General features: G+C 58.7%; 24 protein-coding genes and 1 pseudogene. 10 read left to right on the top strand and 15 right to left on the bottom strand.

Annotated features, from left to right (window positions below):
• Positions 1-186 precede the first annotated feature (186 nt).
• The 3 genes from ACVWXF_RS11275 to ACVWXF_RS11265 form a co-directional block, all read right to left on the bottom strand.
• Positions 187-2,730 carry a UPF0182 family membrane protein gene (locus ACVWXF_RS11275; protein ID WP_457474424.1) on the bottom strand — a complete coding sequence of 848 codons (2,544 nt, stop codon included), beginning with the start codon at positions 2,728-2,730 and terminating at the stop codon, positions 187-189.
• Between the two features lie 4 nt (positions 2,731-2,734).
• Positions 2,735-4,177 carry a TIGR03279 family radical SAM protein gene (locus ACVWXF_RS11270; protein WP_457474423.1) on the bottom strand — a complete coding sequence of 481 codons (1,443 nt, stop codon included), beginning with the start codon at positions 4,175-4,177 and terminating at the stop codon, positions 2,735-2,737.
• Between the two features lie 108 nt (positions 4,178-4,285).
• Positions 4,286-4,570 carry a DUF2103 domain-containing protein gene (locus ACVWXF_RS11265; protein ID WP_011432039.1) on the bottom strand — a complete coding sequence of 95 codons (285 nt, stop codon included), beginning with the start codon at positions 4,568-4,570 and terminating at the stop codon, positions 4,286-4,288.
• Between the two features lie 77 nt (positions 4,571-4,647).
• Between ACVWXF_RS11265 and ACVWXF_RS11260 the strand changes: the two genes are divergently transcribed.
• The 6 genes from ACVWXF_RS11260 (at position 4,648) to ACVWXF_RS11235 (ending at position 10,519) form a co-directional block, all read left to right on the top strand.
• On the top strand, positions 4,648-5,349 hold the full coding sequence (locus ACVWXF_RS11260) for a molybdenum cofactor guanylyltransferase (RefSeq protein WP_457474422.1): 702 nt from the start codon (positions 4,648-4,650) through the stop codon (positions 5,347-5,349).
• 32 nt (positions 5,350-5,381) lie between these two features.
• A complete protein-coding gene (locus ACVWXF_RS11255; RefSeq protein WP_457474421.1) occupies positions 5,382-7,520 on the top strand; it encodes an FAD-dependent oxidoreductase in 2,139 nt (712 codons plus the stop codon).
• A gap of 789 nt (positions 7,521-8,309) precedes the next feature.
• On the top strand, positions 8,310-8,648 hold the full coding sequence (locus ACVWXF_RS11250; RefSeq protein WP_414329426.1) for a hypothetical protein: 339 nt from the start codon (positions 8,310-8,312) through the stop codon (positions 8,646-8,648).
• A gap of 84 nt (positions 8,649-8,732) precedes the next feature.
• Positions 8,733-9,074, top strand: a complete 342-nt coding sequence (locus tag ACVWXF_RS11245) for a histidine triad nucleotide-binding protein (protein ID WP_011432043.1) — start codon at positions 8,733-8,735, stop codon at positions 9,072-9,074.
• Positions 9,075-9,159: 85 nt separating this feature from the next.
• Entirely contained in the window at positions 9,160-9,810 is a 651-nt protein-coding gene (locus ACVWXF_RS11240) for a precorrin-8X methylmutase (RefSeq protein ID WP_414342089.1), read from the top strand.
• 316 nt (positions 9,811-10,126) lie between these two features.
• Positions 10,127-10,519: a hypothetical protein gene (locus ACVWXF_RS11235; RefSeq protein ID WP_414413143.1), complete on the top strand. Its 393-nt coding sequence runs from the start codon at positions 10,127-10,129 to the stop codon at positions 10,517-10,519.
• Between the two features lie 104 nt (positions 10,520-10,623).
• On the opposite strand, the gene ACVWXF_RS11230 is transcribed toward ACVWXF_RS11235, so the two are convergent.
• Both ACVWXF_RS11230 and hflX read right to left on the bottom strand, forming a co-directional pair.
• Positions 10,624-12,372 (bottom strand): diflavin flavoprotein, encoded by a 1,749-nt coding sequence (locus ACVWXF_RS11230; protein WP_457474420.1) that lies wholly within the window; start codon positions 12,370-12,372, stop codon positions 10,624-10,626.
• A gap of 115 nt (positions 12,373-12,487) precedes the next feature.
• Complete coding sequence (gene hflX, locus ACVWXF_RS11225; RefSeq protein ID WP_457474419.1) at positions 12,488-14,254, bottom strand: GTPase HflX; 1,767 nt, start codon at positions 14,252-14,254, stop codon at positions 12,488-12,490.
• 405 nt (positions 14,255-14,659) lie between these two features.
• On the opposite strand from hflX, the pseudogene ACVWXF_RS11220 reads away from it, so the two are divergent.
• Together ACVWXF_RS11220 and ACVWXF_RS11215 are read left to right on the top strand one after the other, a co-directional pair.
• Positions 14,660-15,049 (top strand): annotated as a pseudogene (locus ACVWXF_RS11220) (transposase); the annotation flags it as partial.
• Positions 15,050-15,132: 83 nt separating this feature from the next.
• Entirely contained in the window at positions 15,133-16,407 is a 1,275-nt protein-coding gene (locus ACVWXF_RS11215; RefSeq protein ID WP_457474418.1) for an amidohydrolase family protein, read from the top strand.
• Positions 16,408-16,410: 3 nt separating this feature from the next.
• Here the strand turns inward: ACVWXF_RS11215 and ACVWXF_RS11210 are convergent, their stop codons facing one another.
• From ACVWXF_RS11210 to ACVWXF_RS11195, 4 genes are read right to left on the bottom strand one after another with little or no spacing between them, the layout of a single operon-like run.
• Positions 16,411-16,869, bottom strand: coding sequence for an FxLYD domain-containing protein (locus ACVWXF_RS11210; protein ID WP_414332474.1), 459 nt, complete (start codon positions 16,867-16,869; stop codon positions 16,411-16,413).
• A 31-nt stretch (positions 16,870-16,900) separates the two neighbouring features.
• The gene (locus tag ACVWXF_RS11205; protein WP_414342075.1) at positions 16,901-17,527 is read right to left on the bottom strand and encodes a 5-formyltetrahydrofolate cyclo-ligase; all 627 of its coding nucleotides are present in this window, start codon (positions 17,525-17,527) and stop codon (positions 16,901-16,903) included.
• A gap of 44 nt (positions 17,528-17,571) precedes the next feature.
• Positions 17,572-18,036, bottom strand: coding sequence for an FKBP-type peptidyl-prolyl cis-trans isomerase (locus ACVWXF_RS11200; protein WP_457395313.1), 465 nt, complete (start codon positions 18,034-18,036; stop codon positions 17,572-17,574).
• Positions 18,037-18,095: 59 nt separating this feature from the next.
• Positions 18,096-18,776, bottom strand: a complete 681-nt coding sequence (locus tag ACVWXF_RS11195) for a VOC family protein (RefSeq protein ID WP_011432060.1) — start codon at positions 18,774-18,776, stop codon at positions 18,096-18,098.
• A 76-nt stretch (positions 18,777-18,852) separates the two neighbouring features.
• Here ACVWXF_RS11195 and cobJ point away from each other — a divergent pair, with 76 nt between their 5' ends.
• Positions 18,853-20,775: a precorrin-3B C(17)-methyltransferase gene (gene cobJ, locus ACVWXF_RS11190; protein ID WP_457474417.1), complete on the top strand. Its 1,923-nt coding sequence runs from the start codon at positions 18,853-18,855 to the stop codon at positions 20,773-20,775.
• 18 nt (positions 20,776-20,793) lie between these two features.
• Here cobJ and modB read toward each other — a convergent pair whose 3' ends face one another.
• Positions 20,794-22,581, bottom strand: coding sequence for a molybdate ABC transporter permease subunit (gene modB / locus ACVWXF_RS11185; protein WP_457474416.1), 1,788 nt, complete (start codon positions 22,579-22,581; stop codon positions 20,794-20,796).
• A gap of 37 nt (positions 22,582-22,618) precedes the next feature.
• Positions 22,619-23,362 (bottom strand): molybdate ABC transporter substrate-binding protein, encoded by a 744-nt coding sequence (modA, locus tag ACVWXF_RS11180; RefSeq protein ID WP_457474415.1) that lies wholly within the window; start codon positions 23,360-23,362, stop codon positions 22,619-22,621.
• Between the two features lie 276 nt (positions 23,363-23,638).
• Between modA and ACVWXF_RS11175 the strand changes: the two genes are divergently transcribed.
• Positions 23,639-23,848: a TOBE domain-containing protein gene (locus tag ACVWXF_RS11175; RefSeq protein ID WP_011430671.1), complete on the top strand. Its 210-nt coding sequence runs from the start codon at positions 23,639-23,641 to the stop codon at positions 23,846-23,848.
• 28 nt (positions 23,849-23,876) lie between these two features.
• On the opposite strand, the gene ACVWXF_RS11170 is transcribed toward ACVWXF_RS11175, so the two are convergent.
• The 4 genes from ACVWXF_RS11170 to ACVWXF_RS11155 form a co-directional block, all read right to left on the bottom strand.
• Positions 23,877-25,529, bottom strand: coding sequence for a helix-turn-helix domain-containing protein (locus tag ACVWXF_RS11170; protein WP_457474414.1), 1,653 nt, complete (start codon positions 25,527-25,529; stop codon positions 23,877-23,879).
• Between the two features lie 342 nt (positions 25,530-25,871).
• Entirely contained in the window at positions 25,872-26,129 is a 258-nt protein-coding gene (locus ACVWXF_RS11165; protein ID WP_011430669.1) for a hypothetical protein, read from the bottom strand.
• A gap of 94 nt (positions 26,130-26,223) precedes the next feature.
• Complete coding sequence (locus ACVWXF_RS11160) at positions 26,224-26,493, bottom strand: ferrous iron transport protein A (protein ID WP_457474425.1); 270 nt, start codon at positions 26,491-26,493, stop codon at positions 26,224-26,226.
• 145 nt (positions 26,494-26,638) lie between these two features.
• Positions 26,639-26,935, bottom strand: coding sequence for a 2Fe-2S iron-sulfur cluster-binding protein (locus tag ACVWXF_RS11155; protein WP_457474413.1), 297 nt, complete (start codon positions 26,933-26,935; stop codon positions 26,639-26,641).
• Positions 26,936-26,982 lie beyond the last annotated feature (47 nt).

Below are 26,982 nucleotides of genomic sequence, written 5' to 3'. Positions count from 1 at the left end.
GGTTATCGGTGGAGGTGACCCACTCGCAGAACTGCTCCCACACGTTGCTGGTTGAGCGACGTTGGATAACAGTAGTCATGAGGTCAAACTTCCCTAAGGAAGCGCGAAGATTGACAACCTAAACTTAAAACATCCGTTAAGTTTCGTCAACCACCTGCCTCAAAAATGAGGAGGGGATCCCTTTCTCTATCGGCTGCCCCTCGGCAGAAAGAGGGCTTCTAAGGCCTGGCCGAGAGTCGGTTCCATCACCACCCGGTCTTCGTAGGCAGCGATCACCCGGGTGAGCTGAGGCAAGCGGCCCTGTTCTGCTTCGATGTAAAGGGGCTGAACATAGAGCAAAGAAGTCTCGATAGGAATGACCAGCAGCGTGCCCAGGTTCACCCGCGACCCATGCTGGTTCCAGAGGGAAATTTGCTCGGAGATTAAGGGATCCTGATTGACCCGTGCTTCCACCTGTTCCGGGCCATAGATGAGCCGTTGCTTGGAAAACTCGTACACCAGGAGCTTGCCGTAGTTTTCCCCGTCGCAGCGGGCCGCTATCCAAGCCACCATGTTCTGCTTGTTAACAGGGGCATAGGGGGAGAGGAGGACGAACTCAGGAGTGTGGTTTGCAACCCCTTGGGGATCCCTCGGCAAGGTGAGAATGAGATACTGCGGCTGCATGGGAATGCGCCGTCGATTGCGGAACTGGCCGGGGATCTGCCATTGATCCTCGCGGTTGTAGAAGAGGCGGGGATCCGTCATGTGGTAGGTGGCAAACTGCTGCGCTTGCAGGCGGAAGAGGTCTTGGGGATAGCGGATGTGTTGCCGCAGCGGCTCCGGCATTGCCTCCAGAGGCTTGAAGAGGGTGGGGTAGATGCGGGCGTAGGCTTGGATGAGGGGATCCCGAGGGTTGGCGATGTACCAGTCGATGCTGCCGTTGTAGGCGTCCATCACCGCCTTGACCGAGTTGCGGATGTAATTGAAGGAAAAGCCGGGCACATGCTCGGAGTAAGGGTAGCGGCTGCTGGTGGTATAGGCATCGAAAAACCAGTAGAGCTTGCCATCTCCGATCACTAGGTAGGGATCCCGGTCGTAGAGTAAAAACGGCATCACCCGACGGATGCGCTCGCGGATTTGGCGGCGATAGAGAAAGCGGGTGGTAGAAGATAGCTCGCGGCTGAGAAGGATGCGCAGATCGCCAAAATGCCAGGCGTAGAGAAACCGCTGCCAGAGGTGGGGAATGGGCACGCCACCGCTGCCCTGATAGCTGCTGTACACATAGCGCTCTGCTGCAGGGTAGTCCAACTCCCGCGCCTCAGCACCCACGAAAACATCGGTGGTGGTCAGCTCGCCATAGTAGAGGGCCGGCTGCTCCACCCGCAAGACGGGGGCCACCTCAGGGTAGCGGGGAGAAACCCGCGGCGGGATATCCGACAGGAAAAAGTCCGGCAGGCCCTCAGGGGTCACCACGTTCACCGGGCTGAGGGTGAGGCCGTAGCCGTGGGTGTAAAAAAACCGCCGGTTAACCCAGGTTTGGGCGGCGGGGGGTACCTGGGCAAAGTCCAGCTCGCGGGCGGCATGCATGACTTGGCGCAATTCTCCCCCGATGCGGTAGCGATCCACATTCACATAGGGGAATTGATAGTAGGGGCGGATTTCTTGCAGTTGTCGATAGGTGGCCAATAGAGGCTCCGCATCCCAGAGGCGCACGTTGCTCAGGGTGGATTGATTCTGCTGCAGGATCTCCCAGGTGAGGGCTCCCCCTTCCGGGAAGGGTTGGACTTCGACATCGGCCAGGCCAAAACCGGCGCGGGTAAAGCGGATGTTGTGCTCGATGTAGGGGCGTTCCAGCTCCAGCTCGTTGGGGGCCACCAAGAAAGTTTGCACCAGTTGGGGGTAAAGTTGGGTGGTCAGCAGCCCAAACCCCAGGTAGGCTCCCCAGAGGATGGCCGGCGCCAAGAGAGAGCTGGCCCAGGGGGGGCACCAGGACTTGAGAAAAGGGAGGTTGAGGCGGATCCCCTGGCGGGCCAAAGCCCAGAATCCCACCGCCGTCAGGCCTGCCACCCCGCTCATCAAGGTCGTGGCCGGCAGAGTTGCATGCACATCGGCAAAACCGGCCCCAAACACAACGCCGCGGGTGGAATAGAGCAGCTCGTAGCGATCCAGCCAATGGCCCCAAGCCCGAATGAGAAACAGGGATCCCCCCAAGATCAGCAGGTGCCGCTGGGCATAGAGAGAGAGGGCCAAGGTCAGCCGTTGCTCGGAAAGCCCCAGCTCCACCAAGTAGATGAGGACAACGGTAACCAAGGTGAGCAGCACCAGGTTGAAGCACCAATGCTGCAGCGTCTCCCAGAAAGGCAGGCTGAAAAGAAAAAAGCCGAGATCGCGGTTGAAAATGGGATCCGACTCCCCGACGGGCCCCTGGTTCAGCCAGAGCAACAGCGTGAACCAGTGATTGGAAAGAGACCAAGCAAAGAAAACACTCAAACCTGTGGCAATCGCCCAGGCCCCGGTCAAGGTTGCCCCCCGCCAGCAGGAGCAGATGTTGGATCCCGTCACCGCCAGGGCAAAGAGGAAAGCGCCCAGGCCCAGCCCCCAGCGGGCAATTACCCGCGTCCACAGCACCGGCAGAGCATGCAGCTCGGCAAACCAGGCCAGATCTACGTAGAAAGCCGCCAAGCCCGTGATGGCCAGGATCCCCAGCCCCACCCCCAGCAGCAGAAACAATCCTCGCCGCAACCTCTGCATCGCCTCAGGATCCTCGGCTCAAAGCTGTTCTTGGTCGCGTCAGCGGTGCAGTTTCCCTTCGCCCGAGCGTTGCGGAACAACACAGGGTGCCGTAGGCATAGCCCTGTTCTAGCTGTTGCACCGCCTGCACCAAGCCTGCCGGCCCGCCGTCCACCCGCACCACCGGGATCCCCACCTGGGCCTGCACCTCTTGCCAGGTCAGATCGTCCAAAAAGCGCTCCCCGTCCTTGAGGGCGATCTGGGGTAGCAATAGCCCATCATAGTCCGCCAAGTTTTCCACAGACTTCAGGGCATCCAAGATATCCTGCCCCGTCAGCAGCCCGGTCACCGTCAGGGTTTGGCCCCAAAATCGGCTGGCAATAGGCAAAAGATCCAACTGCAGCCCGCGGATGCGGTTCATCTGCTCCACCACAGGCTGGAAGGCTTGCTCTACGGCATTGCCCACCACCCACAGAACCTTGAGGGGAGAAGGGAGCTCAGGCGGCAGTTTGAGCTGCTCGAACTGGCTGAGGAAAAGCCGCAGGGAGCCTACCCCGTTCCCCAGCTGCGGGTAATCTTCATAGTGCTCTGCCGGTGGCAGTTCCCACCCCGCCAGCAGATACCACTCATCGGCCAGCCAGGCAAAGGTGGATCCCAATTCTTGCCGAAACCCGACCTGCAAAGTTTCCACCTGCTGGATCACTTCTCGGGCCTTGGCTGCATCGACAGGAACCAGCTCATCACCAGGGGGGCGAAAGCGCGTCAACCCCACCGGCACCACTGCTGCCGAGAGGACGGTGGGGATCCCGTCTACGGGCCGGCGAAAGGCGGCCAAATCGAGGAGTGTGCGGGTGAGGTGATCCCCATCGTTCCAGCCTGGGCAGACCACCACCTGTGCGTGCAGTTGCAAGCGATGCTGGCGAAACCAGGCCAACTGCTCCAAAATCAGGCCAGCCCGCGGGTTTTTGAGCAAGCGGCTGCGCAGCTCCGGGTCGGTAGCATGCACTGACACGTAGAGGGGAGAAAGGCGCAGGCGAGCGATGCGCTCCCATTCGGCAGCAGGCAAGTTGGTGAGGGTGAGGTAGCTGCCGTAGAGAAAGCTGAGGCGGTAGTCGTCGTCCTTGAGGTGCAGCGTTGCCCGCATTTCCGGAGGTTGTTGGTCGATGAAGCAAAAGGGGCAAGCGTTGGCGCATTGGATCAGGCCATCGAACAGGGCTGTCTCAAACTCTAGCCCCAGATCCTCGTCGATTCCCTTCTCCAGCTCAACTGTGCGCGGGATCCCTTGGCTGTCCAAGATCTCCAGGCTTACATACTCCTCGGCGATCAGGAAGCGGTAGTCGATGAGATCGCGGGGGCGTTCGCCGTTGATGCTGACCAGGGCCTCTCCAGGTTGGATGCCCACTTCTGCTGCCAGGGATCCGGGTAAAACAGCGCTGATACGGGCGGGCTTGAGACTAGCACGAGACATAGCTAACTCATCCTCAACTGATGTGCCATTTGCCCCAGCAGGACGAAGTTCTGGGTCGGGACAGCGTTGCGGAGCAATAACGAGGCTCGGTTGACTACAAACAGTTGACTACAAACAGCGGAGAATAGCCGCCTCTAGCTCGGTTTGGCTGAGATCCGTTACCACAAACACCTCTTGCACGCTGCTTCCCTTGCGGGCCACCAGCTTGTACCCGCCCCGGATCGGCACCGAAACCCGCAACTGCAACTGGGGGATCCGCCCACGGCTGCAGGACAGAGCGCCCGGCGTCACGGTTTTAATGCCCGCCTGCCGGGTCAGGCGTTCCAAAACAGGGATCAACCCTGAGATATGGGTAGAGTGGTTCCAAACCAGACGACCAGAGGGCTCAGACATAGCGGCTAGAGTGAGGAAAGGATGGGATCCCTATCCTATTCCTCCACAAATACCTGCTGCTCGTTGTGGAAAACTGGATGTCCAAAATGCCTGAAGATTCCCCGCCTGCGGTCGTGGCTCTGATCTTGGCCGGGGGCAACAGCCGCCGCATGGGATCCGACAAAGCCTTGGTGCTTTGGGATGGGATCCCCCTGCTGCGACGGGTGGCTCAGGTGGCAGCAGCCTGCGCCGACGCGGTTTACATCCTCACCCCCTGGCCGGAGCGCTATGCGCCGGTGGTGGATCCCAGTTGGCACCTCTGGCGGGAAAACGTTCCCCCCCTGGTCGGGCAAGACCCACGTGGTCGGGACAGCATTGCAGAGCAACACCGAGGCCCGCTGCTGGCCTTTCAAGAGGGGATCCGGCGGCTACAAACCTTGGCTGCTCCCCCGGAGTGGATCCTGCTGCTGGCCTGCGATCTGCCCTGCTTGCAGGAGCAGGTTCTTGGGGATTGGCGACGGCGCCTTGCCGCCCTGCCCCCTCAGACGGTGGCCGCCCTGCCCAAAAGTCAGCGGGGCTGGGAACCCCTGTGTGGCTTCTATCGCCTGGCGCAGCTAGGTTCTCTGGAGAGTTTCTTGCAGGCGGGGGGAAGATCCTTTCAGGGCTGGTTGTCCCAGGTGCCAACAGCCATCCTGCCCCTGACCGTTCCCGACAGCGGGACGGAGTCCCTTGAGAGGATGCTCACCAATTGCAACACCCCTGCAGATCTGCAGCTGGGGGGAAACCTGGGTAGGGGGTGATCCCTGGGATCGGCAAAGGGAGGGATCCCCTCATGTCACAATGGGTAAAGATTTGCTCGGTTTCTTATCTCGGCGCCGTGCTTACTTCCCTTTACTACCGCGAGATCCCTTGCCCCGATAGTGCCCAAGTGCTGCGCTGGCTACAGGAGTGTATCCCCCTGCCCCAAGGCAGCCAGAAGGTTCTTACCCCCACGGGCCTGCGCCTACAGGGATCCGGCGCTGAGCTGGCCCTTTTCTTGTGGTCGGGGCTGAACACTACCTATCTCAAGGTGTTCCAGTGGTCGGAACAGCCCTTCCCCCGCCAAGCTCGCTGGCTGGGAGAGCTGGAACAGGCCATTCAAAGCCAATTTCCCCACCGCTACCCGCAGTTGCCCCAGATCGACCTGAACCGGGGATCCATCTTCGATCAGCTTGAGCCTTTCTACCCGCAAACGGTGAAGTATTTTCGGCGGATCCCCAATGGAGAATTTGACCTGCAGCGGGTGTACTGGTGGGAAAAGCGCTGGCGGGAAGAAGTGCAACATTGCCACGCAGCCCACCGCCCTGCTCAGCCGGTCTTGTTTCGCCAGCCTGGCCCTGAGCCGGCCCCGGTGGAGTGGGATCTGGCCATCGTGGGAGGAGCGCTGGGAGCCATCTATGGAGCGGCCATGGCTCGCTTGGGCTACCGCGTGGCCTTGGTGGAGCGACTCCCTTTTGGCCGCATGAACCGCGAGTGGAACATCTCCCGGCGGGAGCTGCAAACCCTGGTGGATTTGGGCCTTTTGAGCGCCGAGCAGATGGAGAGCTTGATCCTGCGGGAATACACGGATGGGTTCAACAAGTTTTTTGACGGCAATAGCCCGGTTCGCGCTCCCGTTTTGCACACGCCGACGGTACTCAATCTGGCCATTGACGCGGAAAAGCTATTGCAGCTCTGTGGCCAAATTCTCACTTCCTGCGGGGGAGCTATCTACGAGCGCACCGAGTTTCAGCGGGCCTATGTTGGCGAACAAGGCGTCACGCTGGTTTTGAAGGATTTGCCCACCGGCGAGGAGTTTCGGCTGGGATCCCGCCTTGTGGTGGATGCTATGGGAACAGTCTCTCCCATTGCCCAGCAGCTTTACCGCCATCGGGCTTTTGATAGCGTCTGCCCCACGGTGGGGGCTACCATTGCGGGGGGGTTTGAGCCAGGGGTATGGGATCCCCAGTTTGGGGACATTCTGGCCAGCCACGGGGACATCAGCCGCGGTCGGCAACTCATTTGGGAGCTGTTCCCCGGCCCAGGCGAAGATCTTACCTTTTATCTGTTCCACTACCACCAGGTGCATCCGGAAAACCCCGGATCCCTGCTGGAACTGTACGAAGATTTTTTCACCATTCTGCCGGAATACCGCCGCTGCGACCCAGAGCGCCTGCAGTGGAAAAAAGCGACCTTCGGCTATATCCCCGGACGATTTGGCCAGCCCCGGCACCCTGTTCGCGGCAGCGGGGCGGAGTCTTCGGAACCCTTTGACCGGATACTGCTCATAGGGGATGCGGCGGCTATGCAATCGCCCCTTAGCTTTACCGGCTTTGGATCCCTGGTGCGCAATTGCCCCCGCCTGTGCGATCTGCTGGATACGGCGCTGCGCCACGACCTGCTCAGGGCGGCGGACTTAGCCCAGATCCGGGCCTACCAGGGCAACTCGGCCGTCACCTGGCTCTTCTCGCGGGGGATGATGGTGCCCACCGGCAAGGTGCTGCCCCCCGAGCGCATCAATGCCACTCTCAACAGCTTTTTCGGCATTCTCGCCACCGAGCCGCCGGAGGTGGTGGACGATTTCATCAAAGACCGGGCTGGCTGGCTGGCCTTTAACCGCATGGCCATCAAAGCTGCCCTACAAAACCCACGGCTGCTGCTGTGGATCTGGGAGGCCGTAGGGGCCAAAGGCTTTGCCCAGTGGCTGCCCACCTACTTCAGCTATACCGGCCTGGCCTTGACCTCTACTTTGTTCAGGGGCTGGCTTCCAAATCTGCTGCGTCGCCTGCAGCCCTGGCTAGAAGCGCGTTACCCCCGCCTGTGGCTGCGCTGCCTGCAGTGGAGCTACACCCTCACGTATGGGGTAGGGCAGCCGCGCATTCAGTTTCAACTCCCCCCCACTCAAGAAAAGGCCCAAGACGCAATACCGACTTGGATAGAGGAGAGGGCTTGAGCTGGTGGCGCGGTCGGAGAATGCGGCCACGCCAGTTTTTTGATGCCTGTGCTTTTGCTTGCCTCAAGTCACAATCTTCAATGTCTGCTTCAATGTCTGCAGAAAAGGCAGGTGACAATACAGCCTGTTCACAAACTGGGGGATACAAAAATCGTGTTTCCGAGGCTTGACCCCAACGAGGTTTAAAACAAGCAGGTTTATAGTCATTTTAAACAGAACTGAAAGATTTCTGTTGTATTGCTTCCTAACTCCCCTCTCCCTTTGGGAGAGGGGTTGGGGGTGAGGGATGACTCCCTCTGGGAAAGGGGCTGGGGGTGGTCGCGGCAGCGGCGCGGAACGCTTGGGGAGTGTCTCAATTAGCCTAGAATGACCATACAACCGTATCCCGTGGTCCCTTAGTGGGCTGTAGTTGTGTAGCTAAAGCCAATTAGCAAAAGATCCCATTGGATGCTAGCAGTCCTCACTTGTGTTTGCTAGCAGCTTTACCTCTTATCTGCACAGATTTCTGCACAGATTATTTACACAGAGCTGAACGAGGGAGTACCCATCAGGCAAAGCCTTCCTCTGTGGCGCAAAAGTATTTCGCCACGCAGGGATCTGCCTGTCCTTTGCCTTGGCATTTTGCCCAAGTTGAGTATAATCAATACCTAACATCCAGGATCAGATCGAGGATAGTTGGGAAGGGATCCCAACCTTGATTTGGTTTTGAGACTGCTAGCCCCCTTTTTAGAATCTTTCGCAAAAAACTCTGTAGGACTGAGCCCAGTCGCGTCAGCGTTGCGGAGCAACATGGTTTACACCTTCGAGATCATCGGCATCGCCCCTGCTCTACAGTTCTTTCATCAGCAACAGAAGCTGGCCCAGCGGCCCTGTGGGGTGGAATACCTGGGTACCAGCTCCTGCACCCTCGATGCGTTGCTGGGATCCGTGGAGGAAGTGCCGGCCCGGCGCGGCTGGGACTTGGATCAGTTGGTCGACGCTGTTATCCGCTTTTGGTGCAGCAACCCCGATTTGGTGAGTTTGTGGCGCTCTCGTTTTCGCGATGCCGGGCGAGATGCGCTGTTGGTCTCGCGAGTGGGGCATATTCAATCACTGCGGCAGGAATTTGAATGGCTGCTGAAGCAGTAGGTGCCGAGCGCCACTCTCGCCACCTGGGTGGGAGAATGTGCGGTTAGCAGGTAGGCTAAGGGCAGAACTAATTTGTGAGCACCCATGAGCGACACAGTTTTCGGCAAGATTATTCGCAGGGAGATCCCTGCACAAATCGTTTACGAAGACGATAGAGCCCTGGCCTTCAAAGATATTGCCCCCCAAGCCCCTGTCCACATTTTGGTGGTGCCCAAAGAGCCCATCCCCGGCATTTCCCAGGCCAAGCCCGAACATGAGGCATTACTGGGACATCTCCTGCTGACCGCTCAGCGGGTGGCTGCCGAGGCAGGTTTAAATAAAGGCTACCGATTGGTGATCAACGAAGGAGAAGACGGCGGGCAAACCGTCTTTCATCTCCACATTCACGTTCTGGGCGGTCGGGGGATGGGCTGGCCTCCGGGCTAAGCAATGGCTTTTCCCACCAACTGAAGCCTCTGCAGGTACAATCCTGTCATTACTGAGGATAAACGGCGGGCGGGGTCTGGGATCGATGGAGTGGCATGTAACCGATGCAGAGAGCCTGATGATCATCGACCAGGAGGTGGGCAAGCACGAGCTTTCTCCTGCTGAGTATGAGGTGGTTCGTCGGGTTATTTATGCTACTGCCGACTTTGAGTACTTGAACCTCATCCGTTTTGGTAACGAAGCCTTACAGGCTGGGGCGGCGGCCTTGGCAGCGCGTACCACCATTGTGGTCGATGAGCCGATGGTACAGGTGGGCATTGCCTGGGCTGTTCAGAACACCTTTTCCAACCCCATCTACTGCGGCAGCGAAGCGATTACCCGTCCCCAAAGGGACAAGACCCGCTCCGCTTGGGGCTTGGAAACCCTGGCCCAACGCTACCCTGAGGCGATCTTTGTGATTGGCCAATCCCAGACTGCCCTCTCCACCTTGGTGCAGCTGATTAGAAAGAAGGAGGTGGCCCCTGCTCTGGTCATCGCCACGCCGGCTGGGTTTGTGAACGTGGTGCAAGCCAAGCAGGAGCTAGCCGATTCCATGGTGCCCCACATCCGCACTGAGGGACGCAAAGGAGGCCCGGCAGTGGCTGCAGCGGTGTTGGATGGCCTGCTGGACTTGGCTTGGCACGCCTATGTACGGGTCAGCAGCGCAGACTATCCTGGCAAATCCGCCGTTTCTTGACATGCCCCTTGCTCTACTGGCTGGCTAAGCCAAGGCAAACTGCGCAGCGGTAGAGCAGGGCTTTAGACCCCATTTCTAGAGTAGGTCTGCTGATCTGATCGAGATCACTCAACTGGGGGGATCCCGGTCACTCGGCCTGCAAATTGGCATGGGCAAGATGGGAGCTGCGCTCTCAGTCCTGCCTCTTCAGAAAATGGCCTGAGAAGCGGCTGGGTTGAGCTTATGGAGGGATCTTCCCATGCGGTGTGCCATCTTCTTTTGCTGGCTTGCCTGGGTTTTTGCGCCGGGGGCTTGGGCACAAGCTGAGCCATGCCCGATGGTCGTCCTTTCGCCCTCTTCACAGTTGCAGTTGTCAGAATCGTCAACACTTGCCTCTACTCTCTCGACAGCCCAGAAAGTGCTCCACACTGCTACTGCACTCGACAAGGCAGAGGTTATCGCTACGCAACATTTTCCCGAACCGGTCAGCCCCTACCAGCGCTGGCGACAGAGGTATGCCCCCTCAGATCCCCTCTCTTCGGGTTTGGGCAGCGTCCCTTATCGGCCAGCCCAGCAGGGATCCCAAAGGATTCAACAGGGAACAGAGGGGCTGCCCTTAGGGCCTGCGACCCGCCAAGGGGAACAGCTGGAGCAGATCGGGATCCGCCTGGGAGAAGACAGCCCTTTTTTCCTACATCCCAGTGGGTTGGTCTATCGGCAGTCCTATTGAATTTGTGAGTCTGTTCGCTACAGGGATCCCAGCTTCCCCAGGGAGAAGGGCTGGGAGTGAGAAATTATCTCTCACTTCTCTCTTCTCACTGCTCACTATCAGTATTAGTAATGATTCCCTACCTTGCGGTGGTGAATGGCGGTGAGGCCCTCTGGGCTGGAGACCCGACCAGCTTCTAGAGTGCTGTACACCACCCAGTGATCGCTGGTTTCCAGGCGGCTCACCACACGGCACTCCAGGTAGGCCAAAGCATCGGCCAAGATGGGGGATCCGTTGGCAGCAGGGTAGGTCTTGATCCCGGCAAAGCGGTCGGCTCCCGGTGGAAATCGCTTCAGGAAGTGGCGCATCAAGGGTTGGTAATGGCCTTCTTGCAGCACATTTAACACGAAGGTATCTCCCACCTGCAGGAAGGATTCGATGGCCCGATCCTTGGCCACCGCAATGCTGATCCCTGGCGGATCGGTGCTGGCTTGGGCTACCCAGGAGGCGAGCATAGCGCTGGTGGCTTGCCCTTTGCGGGCAGTGATGATGTAGAGGCCATTGCTGATGCGGCCCAGGGCGCGATCCAAGTCGGCATCCAAGGCTTTCATCTGCTGAATGCTGCGATCCCGGGTCAGCCACTGCCCCAGGTCGGTACCTGCTTCTTCGGCCAGTTGCAGCAGGGCCTCGCCAGCAGGCTGCTTGAGCAGAATGGGGGCAAACACCTCTTTGGCGCCGATTTCTTGCAGTGTGTTGCGGCAGAGGTACACCGACTCGTCGTCTTCCCCCCCTGACTCGAACAGGCCAAAGCCCTGCTTGCTGTGGGCAGAGGCCAGCAGGGTTTTCAGCAGCACCTGGGTAGTGGCCGCCTCTGGCCCCGATTGGGGCGGCATGCCTATCACCACACCGGCGGCCAAGCTCATCAGCTCCCGCACCTCGTGGGCATCCACCAGCCGCAAATCTGCCAGCTCCACGGCAACGCCGGTTTTTTGGATCCCACGGGCAATGGCCTGGGCCAACGCTTCCGCCTTGCCATATCCCGACAGGTAGAACACTGCCACCATCCGTTCAGCTTTGGCCTGCTCCAGGCTCCAGGTGCGGTAGTGCTCCACCCAGTCGGACAGGTGATGGCGCAGTAGGGGGCCGTGGCCGGTAGCAATGGCAGCGATGGGAGGCAAGGCTTCCATGCGCTTCAGGGCGGACAACACCGAGCGGGCGTTGGGCCCCATAAGGCAGTCGTAGTAGAGCTTGAAGTCGGCCTGCAACAGGTGGGGATGTTCGTCCCAGGCGAAATCGTCGCAGTAGTGCATCCCAAACACGTCGCAGGTGTAGAGGATCTGGGTGCCGTGGTCGTAGGTGAGGATGGTGTCGGGCCAGTGCAAGTTGGGGGCAGAGATAAATTCCAGGACATGCCCCTTGCCCAGATCCAAGCGATCTCCCTGTTTCACCACCAGCCGCCGGAAGGGCCGATGCACCAGATCTTCCAGAAATTGCATGGCCACCTTGGAGGCCACCACCGTCATCTGGGGCGCCAGCTCCAGCAGATCACCGACTAGGCCGCTGTGATCTGGCTCGGTGTGGCTGACCACCAGGTAGTCGATCTGGGCAGGATCTAGGATCCCTTGCAGGCAATCCAGGTACAACTGGCGAAACTTCTCGTGGGAGGTGTCGATGAGGGCCACCTTCTCGCCGCGAATCAAGAAGGAGTTGTAGGTGGTGCCATTTTCCAGAGCAAATTCGATGTCAAATCGATCCCGATCCCAATCTTGGGAGCGAATGGCAAGGGTGTCGGCCCCGATGGGCAGAGTTTGCAGCGTCAGATGGGGCTGGGCCAGGCGAGGTGCGACTTGAGGTGCAACTGCAGTGGTGGCCATGTTCTCTCCCTAACTTTAAGTCGGGTCACAATCCTGATCTCAATGTAACTGAATGTTTATGTTGACGGCGGATGAAGATGAGCTATGCAGGTTTGGAAATCCTTATGGAATGCTTTTAGGGATCCTTGGGTTCCTGACTATCGAAGGGGTTGGGGCTTAGAACTGCAGCAAATTGGGCCAGGGTGTGGCGCAACTGATCCAGGTTTTGGCCGGTGGTGGCGGAAACAAACAGGGCCTTCGGGTAGAGCAGGCGCACATCCTCTACCCATTCGGGATCCAGGCGGTCGATTTTGTTAAACACCAGTTGCCGGGGGCCGGTGGCCAAGGGCATCTCGTCCAGCAAGGTTTCCACCGCCTCGATTTGCCCCTCCCAGTTGGGGTGGGAGAGATCCACCACATGTAGTAGGGCATCGGCTTCCGTCACCTCTTCCAGGGTGGCTTGAAAGGCATCCACTAGTTGGTCTGGCAATTCGGTTAGAAATCCCACCGTGTCGGTCAGCAGGACCGCCTGCCGGTTGGGCAGCTCCAGCCGCCGGGTAGTGGGATCCAAGGTGGCAAAGAGCTGGTCGGCGGCGTACACCTCGGCATGGGTGAGGGCATTGAGAAGGCTGGACTTGCCGGCGTTGGTGTAGCCCACCAGGGCCACCACAGGAATTTGGGATCCCTCGCGGCGTTGGCGCAACCGCTGCCGGTGGTGGCGCAATTCTTCCACCTGTTGCCGCAGCTTGCTGATGCGCCGTTGGATGGCCCGCCGCTCCATTTCCAGTTGGGTTTCCCCCGGGCCACGAGTGCCGATGCCCCCGCCCAAACGAGACATGGTGCGCCCGCGACCGGCCAAGCGAGGTAGCAAGTACTGCAGTTGGGCCAGCTCCACCTGCAGCTTCCCGGCTCGGGTTCTGGCCCGCTGGGCAAAAATATCCAGGATCACCTCGCTGCGATCCACCACCCGCACCCCCACCGCCTCTTCCAAGGTGCGCACCTGGCTGGGGGTGAGTTCCCGGTCGAACACCACCAAGTTAGCGCCCAGATCCTGGACCAGCAGAGCCAGCTCTTGCACCTTACCGGATCCGATTACCGTGGCCGAATTGGGGCCTTCCCGCCTCTGCCAGAGGGCTTGCAGCACCTGTCCGCCGGCACTCTCCACCAGGCGGCTCAGCTCCGCCAACCCATCCATGAGATCCTCGTAGCTCTGCCCGGACTCCTGCAGCCCCACCAGGATGGCCCGATCCTGATCCAGATCCACCTGGCGGGCGGTCAACTGGCGCCGAAACCCATCCTCCAGCTCCGCCACCAGCTCCTGCAGATCCTGTTCTGCCAGGATCCCCAAAGGCAAAGGCTCAGAAACCTGCCAACGGCGCTCTCCCTCCGGCAGCAGATGGGCCAGATAGGCCCGGTGAACAAAGCCCGTAGCCGCTCCTCCCCGGCGTCGGTGCCCTCCTGACTTGGACACGGAAAGGGTGATGAGGGCATCCAAACGCTGCAAAGCCATGGCCGTCAGCGCTTTTTGACCGGGGCCCCCCTCCCCCATTTGGGTGGTGATGCAGCGGATCCCGGATAGGCGCTCGGCCCCCTGGCGGGGCAATTCCCAAGCCGGGATCTGGGTTTCAAAAGGGGATCCCACCCCTACGCGGATCACCTGGCCGCGCCGGTTGAGGTAAACGCTGATGGGCTGACCTTCCAGATCTTGGGTCAGGGATCCCAGCCGTTGGGCAAACTCCACCGTCACCAGGCGGTTGGGGGGTAGGCGCAGTTGATAGAGCCGTTGCAGTTGCTTTTGTTGGTGGGGCTTTAACCCTTTGGCCTGTTCACGAAAGCGTCGCGTAGCGATGGCAGAACCAAAGCGGGGGTCGGTCGGATGGCGAGAGGCGCTAGCCCTGGGCATAGGGATGGGGAAAGACCCAAAAACAAGCTTTCATCTACCATACACGCTAGCTGCTGGCAGGAACTTGGGATCCAAAAGCAACGGCGGCAAACACTGGCCTAGTGTTGGATCTGCCCAAGCAGGGATCCCTGTATCGAGCCTGCTGTTGGTGAGGGAGTTTCCAAATCAGTTAGGCATCTCTTTCGCTCTGTGTTCCAGAACCCTGCTGCAACTTGGAATAGCTGCATAGGAATAGCTGCATAAATTGGAAAAAGCCGTCGTGCCAGCTCTTGGTTTTGATGCACAATTTCAATATCACCCCATTTTCTGTGCAAATATTCGGCAACCAGACTACGATGACAGTGCTCAGGAGTGGCTTTACTGCAAAGTAGCATCCTCCATCGAGAATACTTTTATCCACTTGGTCTTCGGGGTAGGATGAAGAAAGGGAACTTTTTAGAGTTTTCGAAAAACGACTTATGTCCAAAGCTAGATGCGAGGAAGGCGGTGATTATGGACAACTTAAACATTCATAGGAGTCGGGAAGTTGCGGAGTTGATTGGGGGGACAGGTGCGCGAATCCTATACCTGCCTGTGTATGCGCCGGAGTTGAATCCCTTCACGCCAGTGGGCCGTAGGCCTTTTGAGATGATGGGGTCGGTATAGAAGCATTTTATTCGGCAGTTATGCAGAGCGGGCAAGTATAGCATGGAGCAGATAGTGGAGACATCTTTGTTACTTATCCATCCATCCTGCCTCCGAAGTTGGTTTGTGAAGTGTTGCTGCTGTACCCCTTGGCTCCTTAACAGGCTGTAACTTGAGATAGCTTTTCTATTCAGTCTGCCATTTAACTAGCGGCAGTTGTCCCTGTTCATCCTAAGTTGAAACAGCCACAACCTATGGATCTGATTTTGCGCCGAGCCAACTTGCCAGATGGCCGCAAAGGGGTCGATATCGGCATTGAGGGAGACCGCATTGTTGCTGTGGAAAACAACTTGCAAGCCACTGCCCCCCAAGAAATGGATGTCAGCAACCGCTTGGTGTCGCCCCCTTTTGTGGACGCCCACTTTCACCTGGATGCTACCCTCACCTACGGGATCCCGCGCGTTAACCAATCGGGAACCCTGCTGGAAGGGATCGCCCTCTGGGGGGAGTTGAAGCCGCTGCTGACTCCTGAGGCGGTGATGGAGCGAGCCCTAACCTATTGCGACTGGGCAGTAGCGCGTGGGATCCTGGCCATCCGCGCCCATGTGGATGTGTGCGACCCCAACCTGTTGGCGGTGCGGGCGCTCCTGGAAGTCAAACAAAAAGTGGCTCCCTACTTGGATTTGCAACTGGTGGCTTTTCCCCAGGATGGCTACTATCGCTCGCCGGGGGCGGTGCAGCTCCTGGAAAAGGCTCTGGATTTGGGGGTAGAGGTGGTGGGCGGGATCCCCCACTTCGAGCGGACGATGGCCGAAGGGACAGCTTCGGTGCGGGCCCTATGCGAGATTGCAGCGGCGCGGGGTCTGCGGGTGGATCTGCACTGCGACGAGACCGACGATCCGCTTTCGCGCCATGTGGAAACCCTGGCCTACGAAACGCTGCGGCTGGGCTTGCAGGGGCGGGTAGCCGGATCCCACCTGACTTCCATGCACTCGATGGACAACGCCTACGTCAGCAAACTGATCCCCCTGATGGCCGAGGCAGAGTTGGGGGTGATCGCCAACCCGCTGGTCAATATGGTTCTTCAAGGTCGCCACGATACCTACCCCAAGCGGCGGGGGCTAACCCGAGTGCCTGAGCTGATGGCTGCAGGCTTGACGGTAGCCTTTGGCCATGACTGTGTGATGGATCCCTGGTACCCTTTGGGCAGCGGCAACATGCTGGAGGTGGCCCACATGGGGATCCACGCCGCCCAACTGACCGGCTATGAGCAGATGCGCCAGTGTTTTTTGGCGGTTACGGAAAACCCGGCCCGCATTCTGGGGTTGGAAGGCTACGGCCTGAAACCCGGCTGCTATGCCGATTTGGTGGTGCTCCAGGCTGCTGATGCCGTCGAAGCCATCCGCTTGAAACCGGCTTGTTTGTATGTCTTCCGGCGGGGACGGCTGATCGCCCAAACGCCGCCTGTGGTTGCCCAACTCCATCTGCCTGAGCGCCCCACCCAGGTGGAGTTCACCCGCCAGCTTTAGACGTTAACGACGCACGGTGCCGCTGAAGCCGCTGGCTTTGAATTGCTCCAGGGTGAGGGGCAGGGGGCTGGTTATGGGCACCGAGATGCGAATTGAAAAAGGGCTCTCGCCGGGAGGAACTTCTGCAATGGCCCCCAGGCGGGTACGCTCCGGCAGAACCTCGTTGCCGTTGGCATCGTAAAGCCGACCGAAGACATCCGCGTTCAGCAGGGTATTTTTGGAGCGGTTGACCACTGTGCCTTCGACGAACAGGCACCTGGCCGGTATGGGGTTGCCGTTGCTGGTCACCAGGTTGGTGTATTCGGGGGTATCGGGACAGGGGGTGACGTGGAGATCCTTCAGTTGCAGGGGGATCGCCCCAAAGCCCATCAAGAGCACCGCCAATGCCACACAGCCAAAGCTCATGCAGACAAGACGCAGCTTTTGGGTTAGCCACTGCGCCGGCTTCCAAACTTGGCTCATCGTTTTTCCTCCAAGGCCCACCCTCTTTAGTCTAGGGGATCCCCGTCTCGTAGAACCTCTCCTCGGTTTGGATCCCATCCAGGCGCTGATCCCAAGGATCCTGAGGCAGGGGCTGCTCCAGCAAGCAGGCTTGGGGGAGGATGCCCCACTTGGGCACACTGGGATCCGGCAAAGCGGCCAAAAAGCGGTCGTAATAGCCGCCGCCATAGCCCAAACGCCTTCCCCAACGATCGCAGGCCAGGGCAGGCACCAGGATCAAATCCGCCTCGGTGGGGTCGAGGGTTTTGCTGTGGGGAGAGGGCTCCAGTAGCCCCCGGCGATTGGGAATCAGCTCAGCCGAGCCGTACCGGTGCCACTGCATTTGCCGCCGCGGCAGACAACGGGGGATCCCCCACTGCTTCTCCGGGAAAAGGACAAACAGGGATCCCAAGTCCACCTCGGAGCCGAAGGCCACATAGGCCAGGATGGTTTTGGCGGCCAAAAGTTGGGGGCAAGAGGCCAAATGAGCCACGATCTTCTGGCTGATAAGGGATCTGTCCAACCTCTGCCGTAGCTGGCGAAAGTGCTGGCGCAGGCGAGCTTTTTCTAGGGCAGGATCTGCTGCCAGAGAACTGGGCCGCCAAGAAGAAGACAGTTCCGGGGAAGGGAGTTCCTGCACAAGCCCAATGCCGCTTGGATATTCGGTCTCTGCAAGATCTGAATCTACTGGATGGCCAGGAGCTCCACTTCAAAATCCAAGGTGGCATTGGGGGGGATCACGCCGCCGGCGCCGCGGCTGCCATAGGCCAACTCCGGCGGAATGCGCAAGTACCGCTTGCCCCCCACTCGCATGGTGGCCAGCCCTTCCTCCCAACCGCGGATGACTTGGCCTACTCCGTAGGTGAAGACAAAAGGCTGATTGCGCTTGTAGGAGCTATCGAAGATGGTGCCATCCTGTAGCTTGCCCACGTAGTTGACCACCACCGTTTGCCCCGGCTGAGGCGAAGGCCCACTGCCTTGAGCAATATCGTAGTATTGCAATCCCGACTCGGTGGTGATGAAGTCCTTGGCTGGGGATTGCACGCTCACCACCGGATTGTCTTTGGCCCGCGACAGAGCCACGGCCGGCTGGCCGCCCCACACCCCGAGCCACAGCAAACACAGCACCAGCAGCAGCACCCGTTTCATCGTTGGCATCCCCCCGCCGCCGACTTTTGGCTTTCCTTTAACAATCTTAGGGGATCCCGTCAGCCTTTCAGTTCGGCAAATTCGATAATCTGACCCTGGTGATCCCGCACCCAAAAGACAAAGGGTTTCTCGGAGCGAATGCTGTTGCGGATCCCTTGTTTGTTGATTCGCTTCAGAAGGGCCTTAAGGGACTCCCGCTCATAGCTGACATGGCGATAGCGAACGCCGCTGCTGCGGCCCGCTGCCGGTACAGTCCCGTAAGCAGAAGCAGATGAGGAGCTAGGCCTAGAGGCGTTGCCGTAGGAACCGGACCCCGCATAGGGATCTGTAGAGCCAGGGATCACGTGCAATTGAACATTGTCGGAGAGTTGGTACCAAAGTCCGGGGGTATCCAATTGGGTGGGCCCAGAGGTGGGACGGGCTTTGGCATCGAAGCGGGGACTGAGGCCAATATCCCCTGGAAAGTAAGCGGATCCTAGGCTGTAGCCGACCATGCTTTGCTCGTAGCCGTAGTAGTACTGCAGGGGCAGCTCCGCTTCCGGCAGTTTCAACACCTTCTCGTAAAACCCTCTGGCCTGCTCCAAGTCCGGCACGATGATGGTGTGGACACGGGGAGCGCCACTTAAAAATGTCCACATGGCCCCCCCATAGGCCGATAGCAGCAAAAACATCAGCCCCTTGGTGGAGAGCAAAACCTCCAGGGGGATCAGGGGCAGCATCAGTCCGGGTGGGATGACCATCAGCACTTGTCCATTCGCGGGTGGCTCTATGTCCAGTATAGGATCCGGGGAGAATCCTGGCCTTGGCCCACGCTCGATGAAGCTCGCTCTGTTTGCCCCCAGCCCGCGCGCCCGCTGGTTGGCCGACTCCCTGATCCCCCTCCTAGGCAAGGAGGTCATCTGCTGGAGCAAAGCTGAACCGCAGGGGCTGCCCTCCCCCTGGCAAGCCTACGGGGATCCCAGCCATCCCACAGCGCCCAGATCTCTGGCAGAAGCTGTTGCCCAAACTTGGCCCCAGGTGCAGGGCTGTCTTTTCATCCTGGCTGCCGGCTCGGTGGTGCGGCTCATTGCCCCTCTCCTGCAGGATAAGCAGCGGGATCCGGCGGTGGTGGTGGTGGACGAAGCCGGTCGCTGGGCCATTAGCCTGTGCGGGGGACATGTGGGGGGAGCAGACGCCCTGGCCCGACAGGTGGCTGCTGCTTTGGGGGCCCAGCCGGTTCTCACCTCTGCTTCCGAGGGGCTGGGGATCCCGCCTTTGGATTTGCTGGGGGATCCCTATGGCTGGCGGCGGGGCCAAGGGGATTGGAATGAGGTGGCCGCTGCCTTGGCTCGTGGGGAGCCCGTGGCCGTTCACCAAACCTGTGGCACGCAACTTTGGCGGCGGGCTTGGCCGGCAGAGTATCCCCTGGTGGCTGCCTCCCCTCCCCATCCTGTGGCCCACATTTGGATTGGGGAATACCTCTCCCCTGCCACGGGGATCCCAACCGTGCACTGGCATCCGCGGGTGCTCTGGGTGGGGGTGGGCTGCGAGCGGGGCACTACCCGCGTTTGGCTAGAGGGATCCCTGCGCCGCCTGCTGCAGGCCCATGGGCTGGCTTTTGAGGCCATTGCCGGCTTGGCCACCTTGGAGCTGAAGCAAAACGAGCCAGGTCTTCTGGAGCTGGCCCAAGCCTATGGCTGGCCCATTGAGTTTTTCTCGGCAGAGGCCTTGGCCGGGATCCCGGTTCCCCACCCTTCGGAGGCGGTGCGGCAGGCGGTGGGCACCCCCTCGGTAGCGGAGGCGGCTGCCCTCTTGGCAGCTCAGACTTGTCAGACTTGGGGAAGAGGTGACAAGGTTCCTGAGAGGCCATCCTGTGTTGCGGAGAAGGTAGAGCCCTTTGGGGGAGCAACCCTCCTCTGCCCCAAGCAGGTCTTCACCTCGAAAACCGAAGGGGCCTGTACCCTGGCCATTGCCCGCGCTGCCCGGGAATATTCCCCTCGCAGCGGCCACCTCTGGCTCATCGGCACCGGCCCTGGGGATCTGGGTCAATTGACTTTGGCTGCCCGTATGGCTTTAACTCAGGCCGATGTGGTTGTTGGCTACCAGCTTTATCTGGATCTGGTGGATCCCCTTTTGCACCCCGGCCAAATCCGGGAGGCCTCTCCCATTACCCAAGAGCTGCAGCGGGCCAAACAGGCCATCGCTTGGGCGCAGCAGGGGCTGAAGGTGGCGGTGATTTCTTCGGGGGATGCGGGCATTTACGGCATGGCGGGGCTAGTGTTGGAGTGCTTGGTCCGCTCTGGCTGGGATGGGATCCGCCCTTCTCTGGAGGTGCTGCCGGGGATCTCTGCCTTCCAGGCGGCTGCTGCCCGGCTGGGGGCTCCGCTCATGCACGACTTCTGCGCCATTTCCCTCTCGGATCTGCTTACCCCCTGGCCAGTGATTGCAAAACGCCTGCAGGCGGCTGCAGCTGCCGATTTTGTGGTGGCCCTTTACAACCCCCGCTCCCGGCAGCGGGTGGATCCCTTCCTCAAGGCTCTGCAGATCTTTTTGCAGGCCCGGCCCGCCCATACCCCTGTGGCTTTGGCCCGCAACCTCTACCGCCCTGGCGAAACCCTCCACCTCACCACCCTAGGGGAGCTGGATCCAGAGCAGGTGGACATGCTCACCCTGGTCTTTATCGGCAACTCCCAGACCTTTCGCCATGGAGACCGGCTGATTACCCCGCGGGGCTATTGCCTGGGCGAAGAACCCACTTGACGGGTGTTAAGCCCAGACTCAAAACACCATCAGATGCCGGGGATCCAACTGTAGCCACCAGGGGGATCCCCAACCTTCCACCTCTCGCCAGCGCTCCCGCCACACCTCGGCTTGCAGGTGGTAGTCCTGGCTGTGGGCAGGAGGGCTGCCCAGCTTAAAGAAGAGGGTCAGCCGGTGGGGGGTCTCGCTCCACTTCACCAGCCAAGCGGGAAACGTGTTGGGCAGCTTCCCGTCGGTCCGGAAGGTGAGGTGGTGGGCGCGGATGGCGATGTATTCTCCCGCTGGGGATCCCTGTACCTGCAGCTCACAGCCCCAATCCAAGGCCAGCACTCGCTGAGAGCCCAGGAGCTTGGCCCGCGAGATGTTTTTGCAACCCGTCAGTTGCGCCACACTAAGGCAGGGGGGAGCCTCAAATAGCTGACGCTTGTCCCCCTGGGCAATGATTCGCCCCTGCTCCATTACAGCCAGATCCCCGCAGAGGCGGAAGGCTTCCTCAATGTTGTGGGTTACCAAAAGCGTGACTCCCTTGTAGTCGGCTAGGATCTCCCCCATCTCCTGCTCCAGATGGCTGCGCAGGTGGGCATCCAAAGCAGAAAAAGGCTCATCTAGCAGCAAGATCTCCGGCTCAGAAGCCAACGCTCGCGCCAAGGCCACCCGCTGCTGCTGTCCTCCAGAGAGCTCGGTGGGGTAGCGGTTTTCCCAGCCTTTCAGCTTGACCAACTGGAGCTGGGCCTGGATCCGCTCTTGTTTTTCCGCTTCGCTCAAGCCCGCAGGGATCCCAAAAGCGATGTTCTGGGCGACAGTGAGATGGGGAAACAGAGCGTAGTTCTGGAAGATCACCCCTACCCGTCGCTGAGCGGGGGGCAGCCGGATCCCCTGTTCGGCGTCGAACAGGGCCCGCTCGTTGAGCAAAATGCGCCCACCATCCGGGGTTTCGATCCCGGCAATGCAGCGCAAAAGTAGGCTTTTGCCGGATCCAGAGGCCCCCAGCAGTCCTAATGGCCGCCCGTCGCAGCTCAGTTGCGCCTGCAGCTCAAATTGGGGCAGCTTCTTGTCAATGTCCACCCAGAGGCGGGGGGCCGGAGTTGAGAAATCCAGATCCCTTCTGGCCAGAACCCGCAGGGGGCGAGGGGGAAGCTGCTGCAGAGGCTGTCGCTGAAACCAAAGGTTAACTGCCGTCATCACCCCCAAGGACAACCCCAAGACCAGGGCCGAGCTGATGGCCGCCCCCCGCATATCCCCCGCCTGAACGGCAAAGAAGATGGCCATGGATAGGGTTTGCGTGCGGCCCGGGATATTGCCTGCCAGCATCAAGGTGGCGCCGAACTCCCCCAGAGCGCGAGCAAAACTGAGGGTAACCCCCGCTAGGATCCCCGGCAAGGCCAGTGGGATCAGCACCCGCGTAAAAATCTTGGCCCTACTTGCTCCCAGGGTGCGGGCTGCCGCCACCAGCGTCGGGTCGATCTGCTGGAAAGCTCCCAGGGCCGTGCGGTACATCAGGGGCAGGGCCACCACCGCTGCCGTGATCACCCCGGCATACCAGGTGAAGATGACCGACAAGTTCAGCGAGGCCAAAAGTTGTCCCAGAAGGGTTCGCCGGCCAAACAGCAGCAACAATAGGAACCCCACCATGGTGGGCGGCAACACCAGCGGCGCCAACAAGAGGGCCTCGATGAGAGAGCGCCAGCGACCTCGGTAGTGCAACATCCCGTAAGCTGCCAGCGTCCCCACCCCAAAGGTGATGCCCGTGGCCAAGCCGGCAATCCGTAGGGAGATCCAAAGCGGGGATAGGTCGTAGTCGCTCATTTGGAGTAACTCATCCGCGCCATTGCAGAGGGATCCCTCACAGGCGGATAAAGCCGTACTTCACAAACACCTCTGCTGCTTCTTCTGAGGTTAAAAACTCCAAGTAAGACTGTCCGGCGGGAGTATCGCGCACCAATGCCACCGGGTAGATAATTGGCGTAATGGGATCCGCCGTAGCCACCACCCGCACCCGATCCGAAAGCTGAGCATCCGAGGTAAACAGGATCCCAGCGTCAGCATTGCCCTGTTCTACCGCCGTTAAGATTTCCCGCACCGTGCTGGCAAACACCATCTTGGGCCGCAGCGTCTCAAACACCCCTGCTTGGGTGAGAATTTCCTGGGCATAGCGTCCGGCGGGCATGGCCTGCAGATCCCCAATGGACAGAACCCGGATCTCTTCCGCCACCAAGTCGGCAAAATCCTGAACCTTGGTTCTGGCATTGGCAGGCACAATTAAAGCCATGCGATTGCTGAGAAGATCTCGCCGGGATCCCTCCACCAGCAGGTTTTGCTTGGCAAGGGCGTCCATAAAAGAGGCGGCTGCGAAAAATACCACGTCCAAAGGAGCCCCCTGCTCCACCTGTTGCTGGAGAGAGCCGGAATTGGCGAAGTTGTACTCAACCTTGATGTCGGGATAGCGGGCGGTGAACAACCGGTCGATTTCCGTTAAAGCCGGTTGCAAGCTCACCGCAGCCCCCACCAAAATGGGCTGAGATTGTGCCAAGCCGGGAGCCGACCCCCACCTCAAAGCCAGGGCGGCCAGGATCCCTAGGAATAACATTGCAGTTCTTCGTTTCATAGCCATTTTTCTTTGACCCGTGACAACTCTCAGAACAGGAAAATCCGCCAATGGTTCGGTGCTTTTGACTGTCGGAATTGGGTTGTAATTTGTATCTGTAGATACACACCTAGACTATCGGCAGCCATTCCTCCCCAGAGGCAACGATAAGCATCTGATAGTATTGAAACCAATGTTGAATGGCCATCTGCCGAGATCCCTTCTTGTTCAGTTTGGTCAACACCCCTGTTGCTTTAAGTGTTCAACAAAGGAGAAGTCATGCAAATCAGCACTCGCAACTTTTTTAAAGGAACTGTAAAAAGCTTCCAGGTGGGCATGGTCAATGCCGAAATTGTTCTGGAAGTTGCACCAGGCATAGAAATAACAGCCATTATTTCTAAGCACTCTGCCGAACGGTTGGGTATAGCAGTTGGAAAAGAAGCGTATGCTGCCATTAAAGCCTCAGATGTGGTCATCGCCGTGGATTAGTGGTGGATTAGCAAATTGAGTGACTGGCCTAGACTTGCTGTTGCCTGGGATCCAAATACAGGGCTTTGATAAGGCGCTGGCGATCGTTTAGGCTGATCCGAAGCCGCCCATTCTCTACATCCCGCACCCAGCTCTGGCTGCGCCCCAGCCTCTGGGCCAATTCCCGCTGGCTGATTCCCTTTTGCCGGCGTGCCGCCGAGATATCCGCTCCACGCAAAGCTTTGCTTGAGGGGAAGTCTTTTGGGTTTTCGGGAGGGCCAGGGAGATCCGAGTCTGTTGCAACAGGCGCAGACTTTGCCCTACGCTGCCGCCGAGATCCCGATTCTCGGGTTGGGGATCTGGCTTCTTGAACTACTCGACGATGCCAGTCGGAGGGCAGATGAAATCGTTGAATGCGAGCCTGCATCAAGAGTCCCCACTTGCCCCGCGGCCCGGCAGCGGTCAGCAGGCCGCCATTATTGGCATCTTCAATCCAAAAGTTCAATGCCTCGTCCGCATCCTCGGGCACAGCTTCCAGGCGAGCCCACAGGGGTTGAATGGAAGAAGGATAGGTGAGGGGATCGAACTCCGGCTTGAGGCCGTAGTGGTTGAGAACCTCCAGATCGCTTTCAAAGGTGCGCACCAGCCGTTTGCGTTCTTGGAGATTGAGATAAGCTTCCTGCAGTCGCTCTTCCCCGTAGGCCACTCGCATCAGGGTGGGCACCGTCAGACGCTGTTGCCGCCCCATCCTCACTTTGAACAACAGCCACAGCAGCAGGCGCATGGCTCCTTCATGGTGTTGCCAATGGCTCATCACGGCCTGCAGCAGGGATAGGGGCAGGCTGCTGTACTGATAAAAGGCTTGCCCCTGGCGGCACCCTTGTCGATTGAGAAAGTACCGTGTCCATTCGCCGGGCTGAATCGCCCAAGTCAGGCCCACCAGATGGTTGCAGCCCTGCTCATCTTTTTGAAAGTGGCGATGCATCTTGAGCAGCCTCCACAGAGGGCCAGCCGGTACCGAAAACCCCTTCACCCGCCCCTGATCCGGCCAATCGATGGAGACTTGAATCCGACAGAGCTGCTCTATCCAGGTCATGAACAGGTGGAGACGGGTCATCTTGCTCAGATCTTTACGTTTATCCCAGCCCAAATAGGACTCCAATTGTGAGTCGGTGAAAACAAAGGATTCCTTCCAGGGGCTATCCAACCCGGCGGCATAGGCAGCAAAAATAAGATGCAAACAGGCAGTTCGCACATCGATCGGAGCACTTTGTGGGATCCCGTCCAAACATAGAGTTAGGGTCAGAGATCCCTGGTTGTGGCCAACAGATTTCTGATAGCAAACCTGGTTATCTCCCTGCTTTTGCAGATTGAGAGATTGAAATTGAGATAGGAAATTGCAAGCTTCCCAGACCACAATTGACGAAGCAAAAGCCTGGCTATGGCCGTTCAAAAATAGAGGTGGACTGCTGCGAATGCGGGCCGTGACCGTGCGGTTGCGCCCCTTCATGGCTTCATAAGGCTGCGGGGCAGAACCGGGACACAGGCTAACGCACTGAGGTTCTGGGAAGAAACCTTCGCAGTCATTGCACAACAGAGGATTAATCCAGTATTCCCCATCCTGGACAACGATAGCTTTTGTAGGGCAGCTATCTACGCAAGCGTGGCAACCGATACAATCCCCTGAGATTTGATAAGCCATAGCCCTCGAACTCCATAGCGTTTCCCTGTAGCTCTCCTTTGTTCACGCCTGCTATCGCATCTGCAAAACCCTAAACCCGGCCATGGAGACCTTCCTCGCAAAGCCGTGGCAGCCCGGCGAGAGACCTTAGTTTAAGGTCTGTTTCCTAAGCTCAATTCGTGAACTGGATTGAACGATACCTCAAAAGATCCCCGGCAGGCCAGGGAGATTTGGTCTAGGGTGAACCTTCTGGAAAGCTTTGTTTTCTCTTAACTTCTAATGTTTGCAGTGAACTTTTGAGATGGCTTTGCAGGCTACTCCTCCCCCTTGAGAGCCTTTTGGGGATCCGAACTGCAGCAAGTGTCAGGCAAAACGCTCAATAACCAAGCCGACACAAGGTCGTCCGCCCACCCAATACGCCGATTCATCGGCCAGGTTGTGGCTTGGCTCCAGATGCCAACCCAAGGGATTGGGTTCTAGCTCCAGCGCCCGCACGATTTCCTCTGGGCTTAGTCCTGTGCAGAGTTGGATGTGTTGTAACTTGGGGAAAGGCTTTTCCACAAGGCTAAGCTCTTCAGCAGCTTTAAGGATGGAGCCCAGGTGTAGCAAACAGGTGTTCATAGCTTTGCTCCCAAATCAAGATAGATTATGAAGAGATGTGCTTACCTTGAGTGTCTCTCATTGCAAGTTAAAAATTGGGTAAATAGACTACATTTTAGAAGGCTCTTGGCAAATTTAAGATTGTTTTCTTATTCGGTTCTTGGGGAGGCGCTAGGGTGCAACGGGGATCCATGTAAACCCAGATGGGTTTAGCTAAATGAGCAGGAAGGGAAAGTTGGCCACTGGGTAGGAGTAGGATCCACTCAGGGTGACGTTGGATAACCTGGAGATAGGTGCCCACAGTGAGACCCATTTGCTGCAATTGGGCGCAAGCAGCTTCGGATCCGCGCAGTTGGTAGATGCGACCTTCTTCTCCAACCTTCATGAGTTGGAGAGGAGATATGGTTATTGAGATCTTAGGGACGGTGGGCGGTGCCAACATACAGGGATCCCTAATTCTAGAAAACTAGAAAAAAATAGAAAAAAGGCTGCTTAAGCCTAGCGGCAAGCAGCTGGAGAGCGGCGGTCTATCAAACCAAGTAAGCTTCCTGGTGAGTGCGAATCGTACAATTGGAGCGAGGTTTAGCCACGCAGAGCAGCACAAATCCTTTGGCTATTTGCTCCTCATCCAGAAAGGTTTGCTCCGATTGATCGACTTCTCCTTCTACCACTTTGGCCACGCAAGAGGAACAACTACCGGAGCGGCAGGAAGAGGGCAAGTCCACATCTTGATCCTCAGCCGCTTCTAGGATGGTTGAATCTTCATCTACTGAGATATAGGTACAGCCTGTTAAGGGCTCAAGGGGTACAATAGCAGCACTTAGCAAACCAACTTCGGAAGGAGGATGGATTGATCAGTAGTAAAGAAGTCTTC

The sequence above is a fragment of the Thermostichus sp. MS-CIW-40 genome (assembly GCF_054058315.1).
Note: the sequence above shows the minus strand (reverse complement) of the source record. Positions and strands in the feature narration are given on the sequence as shown.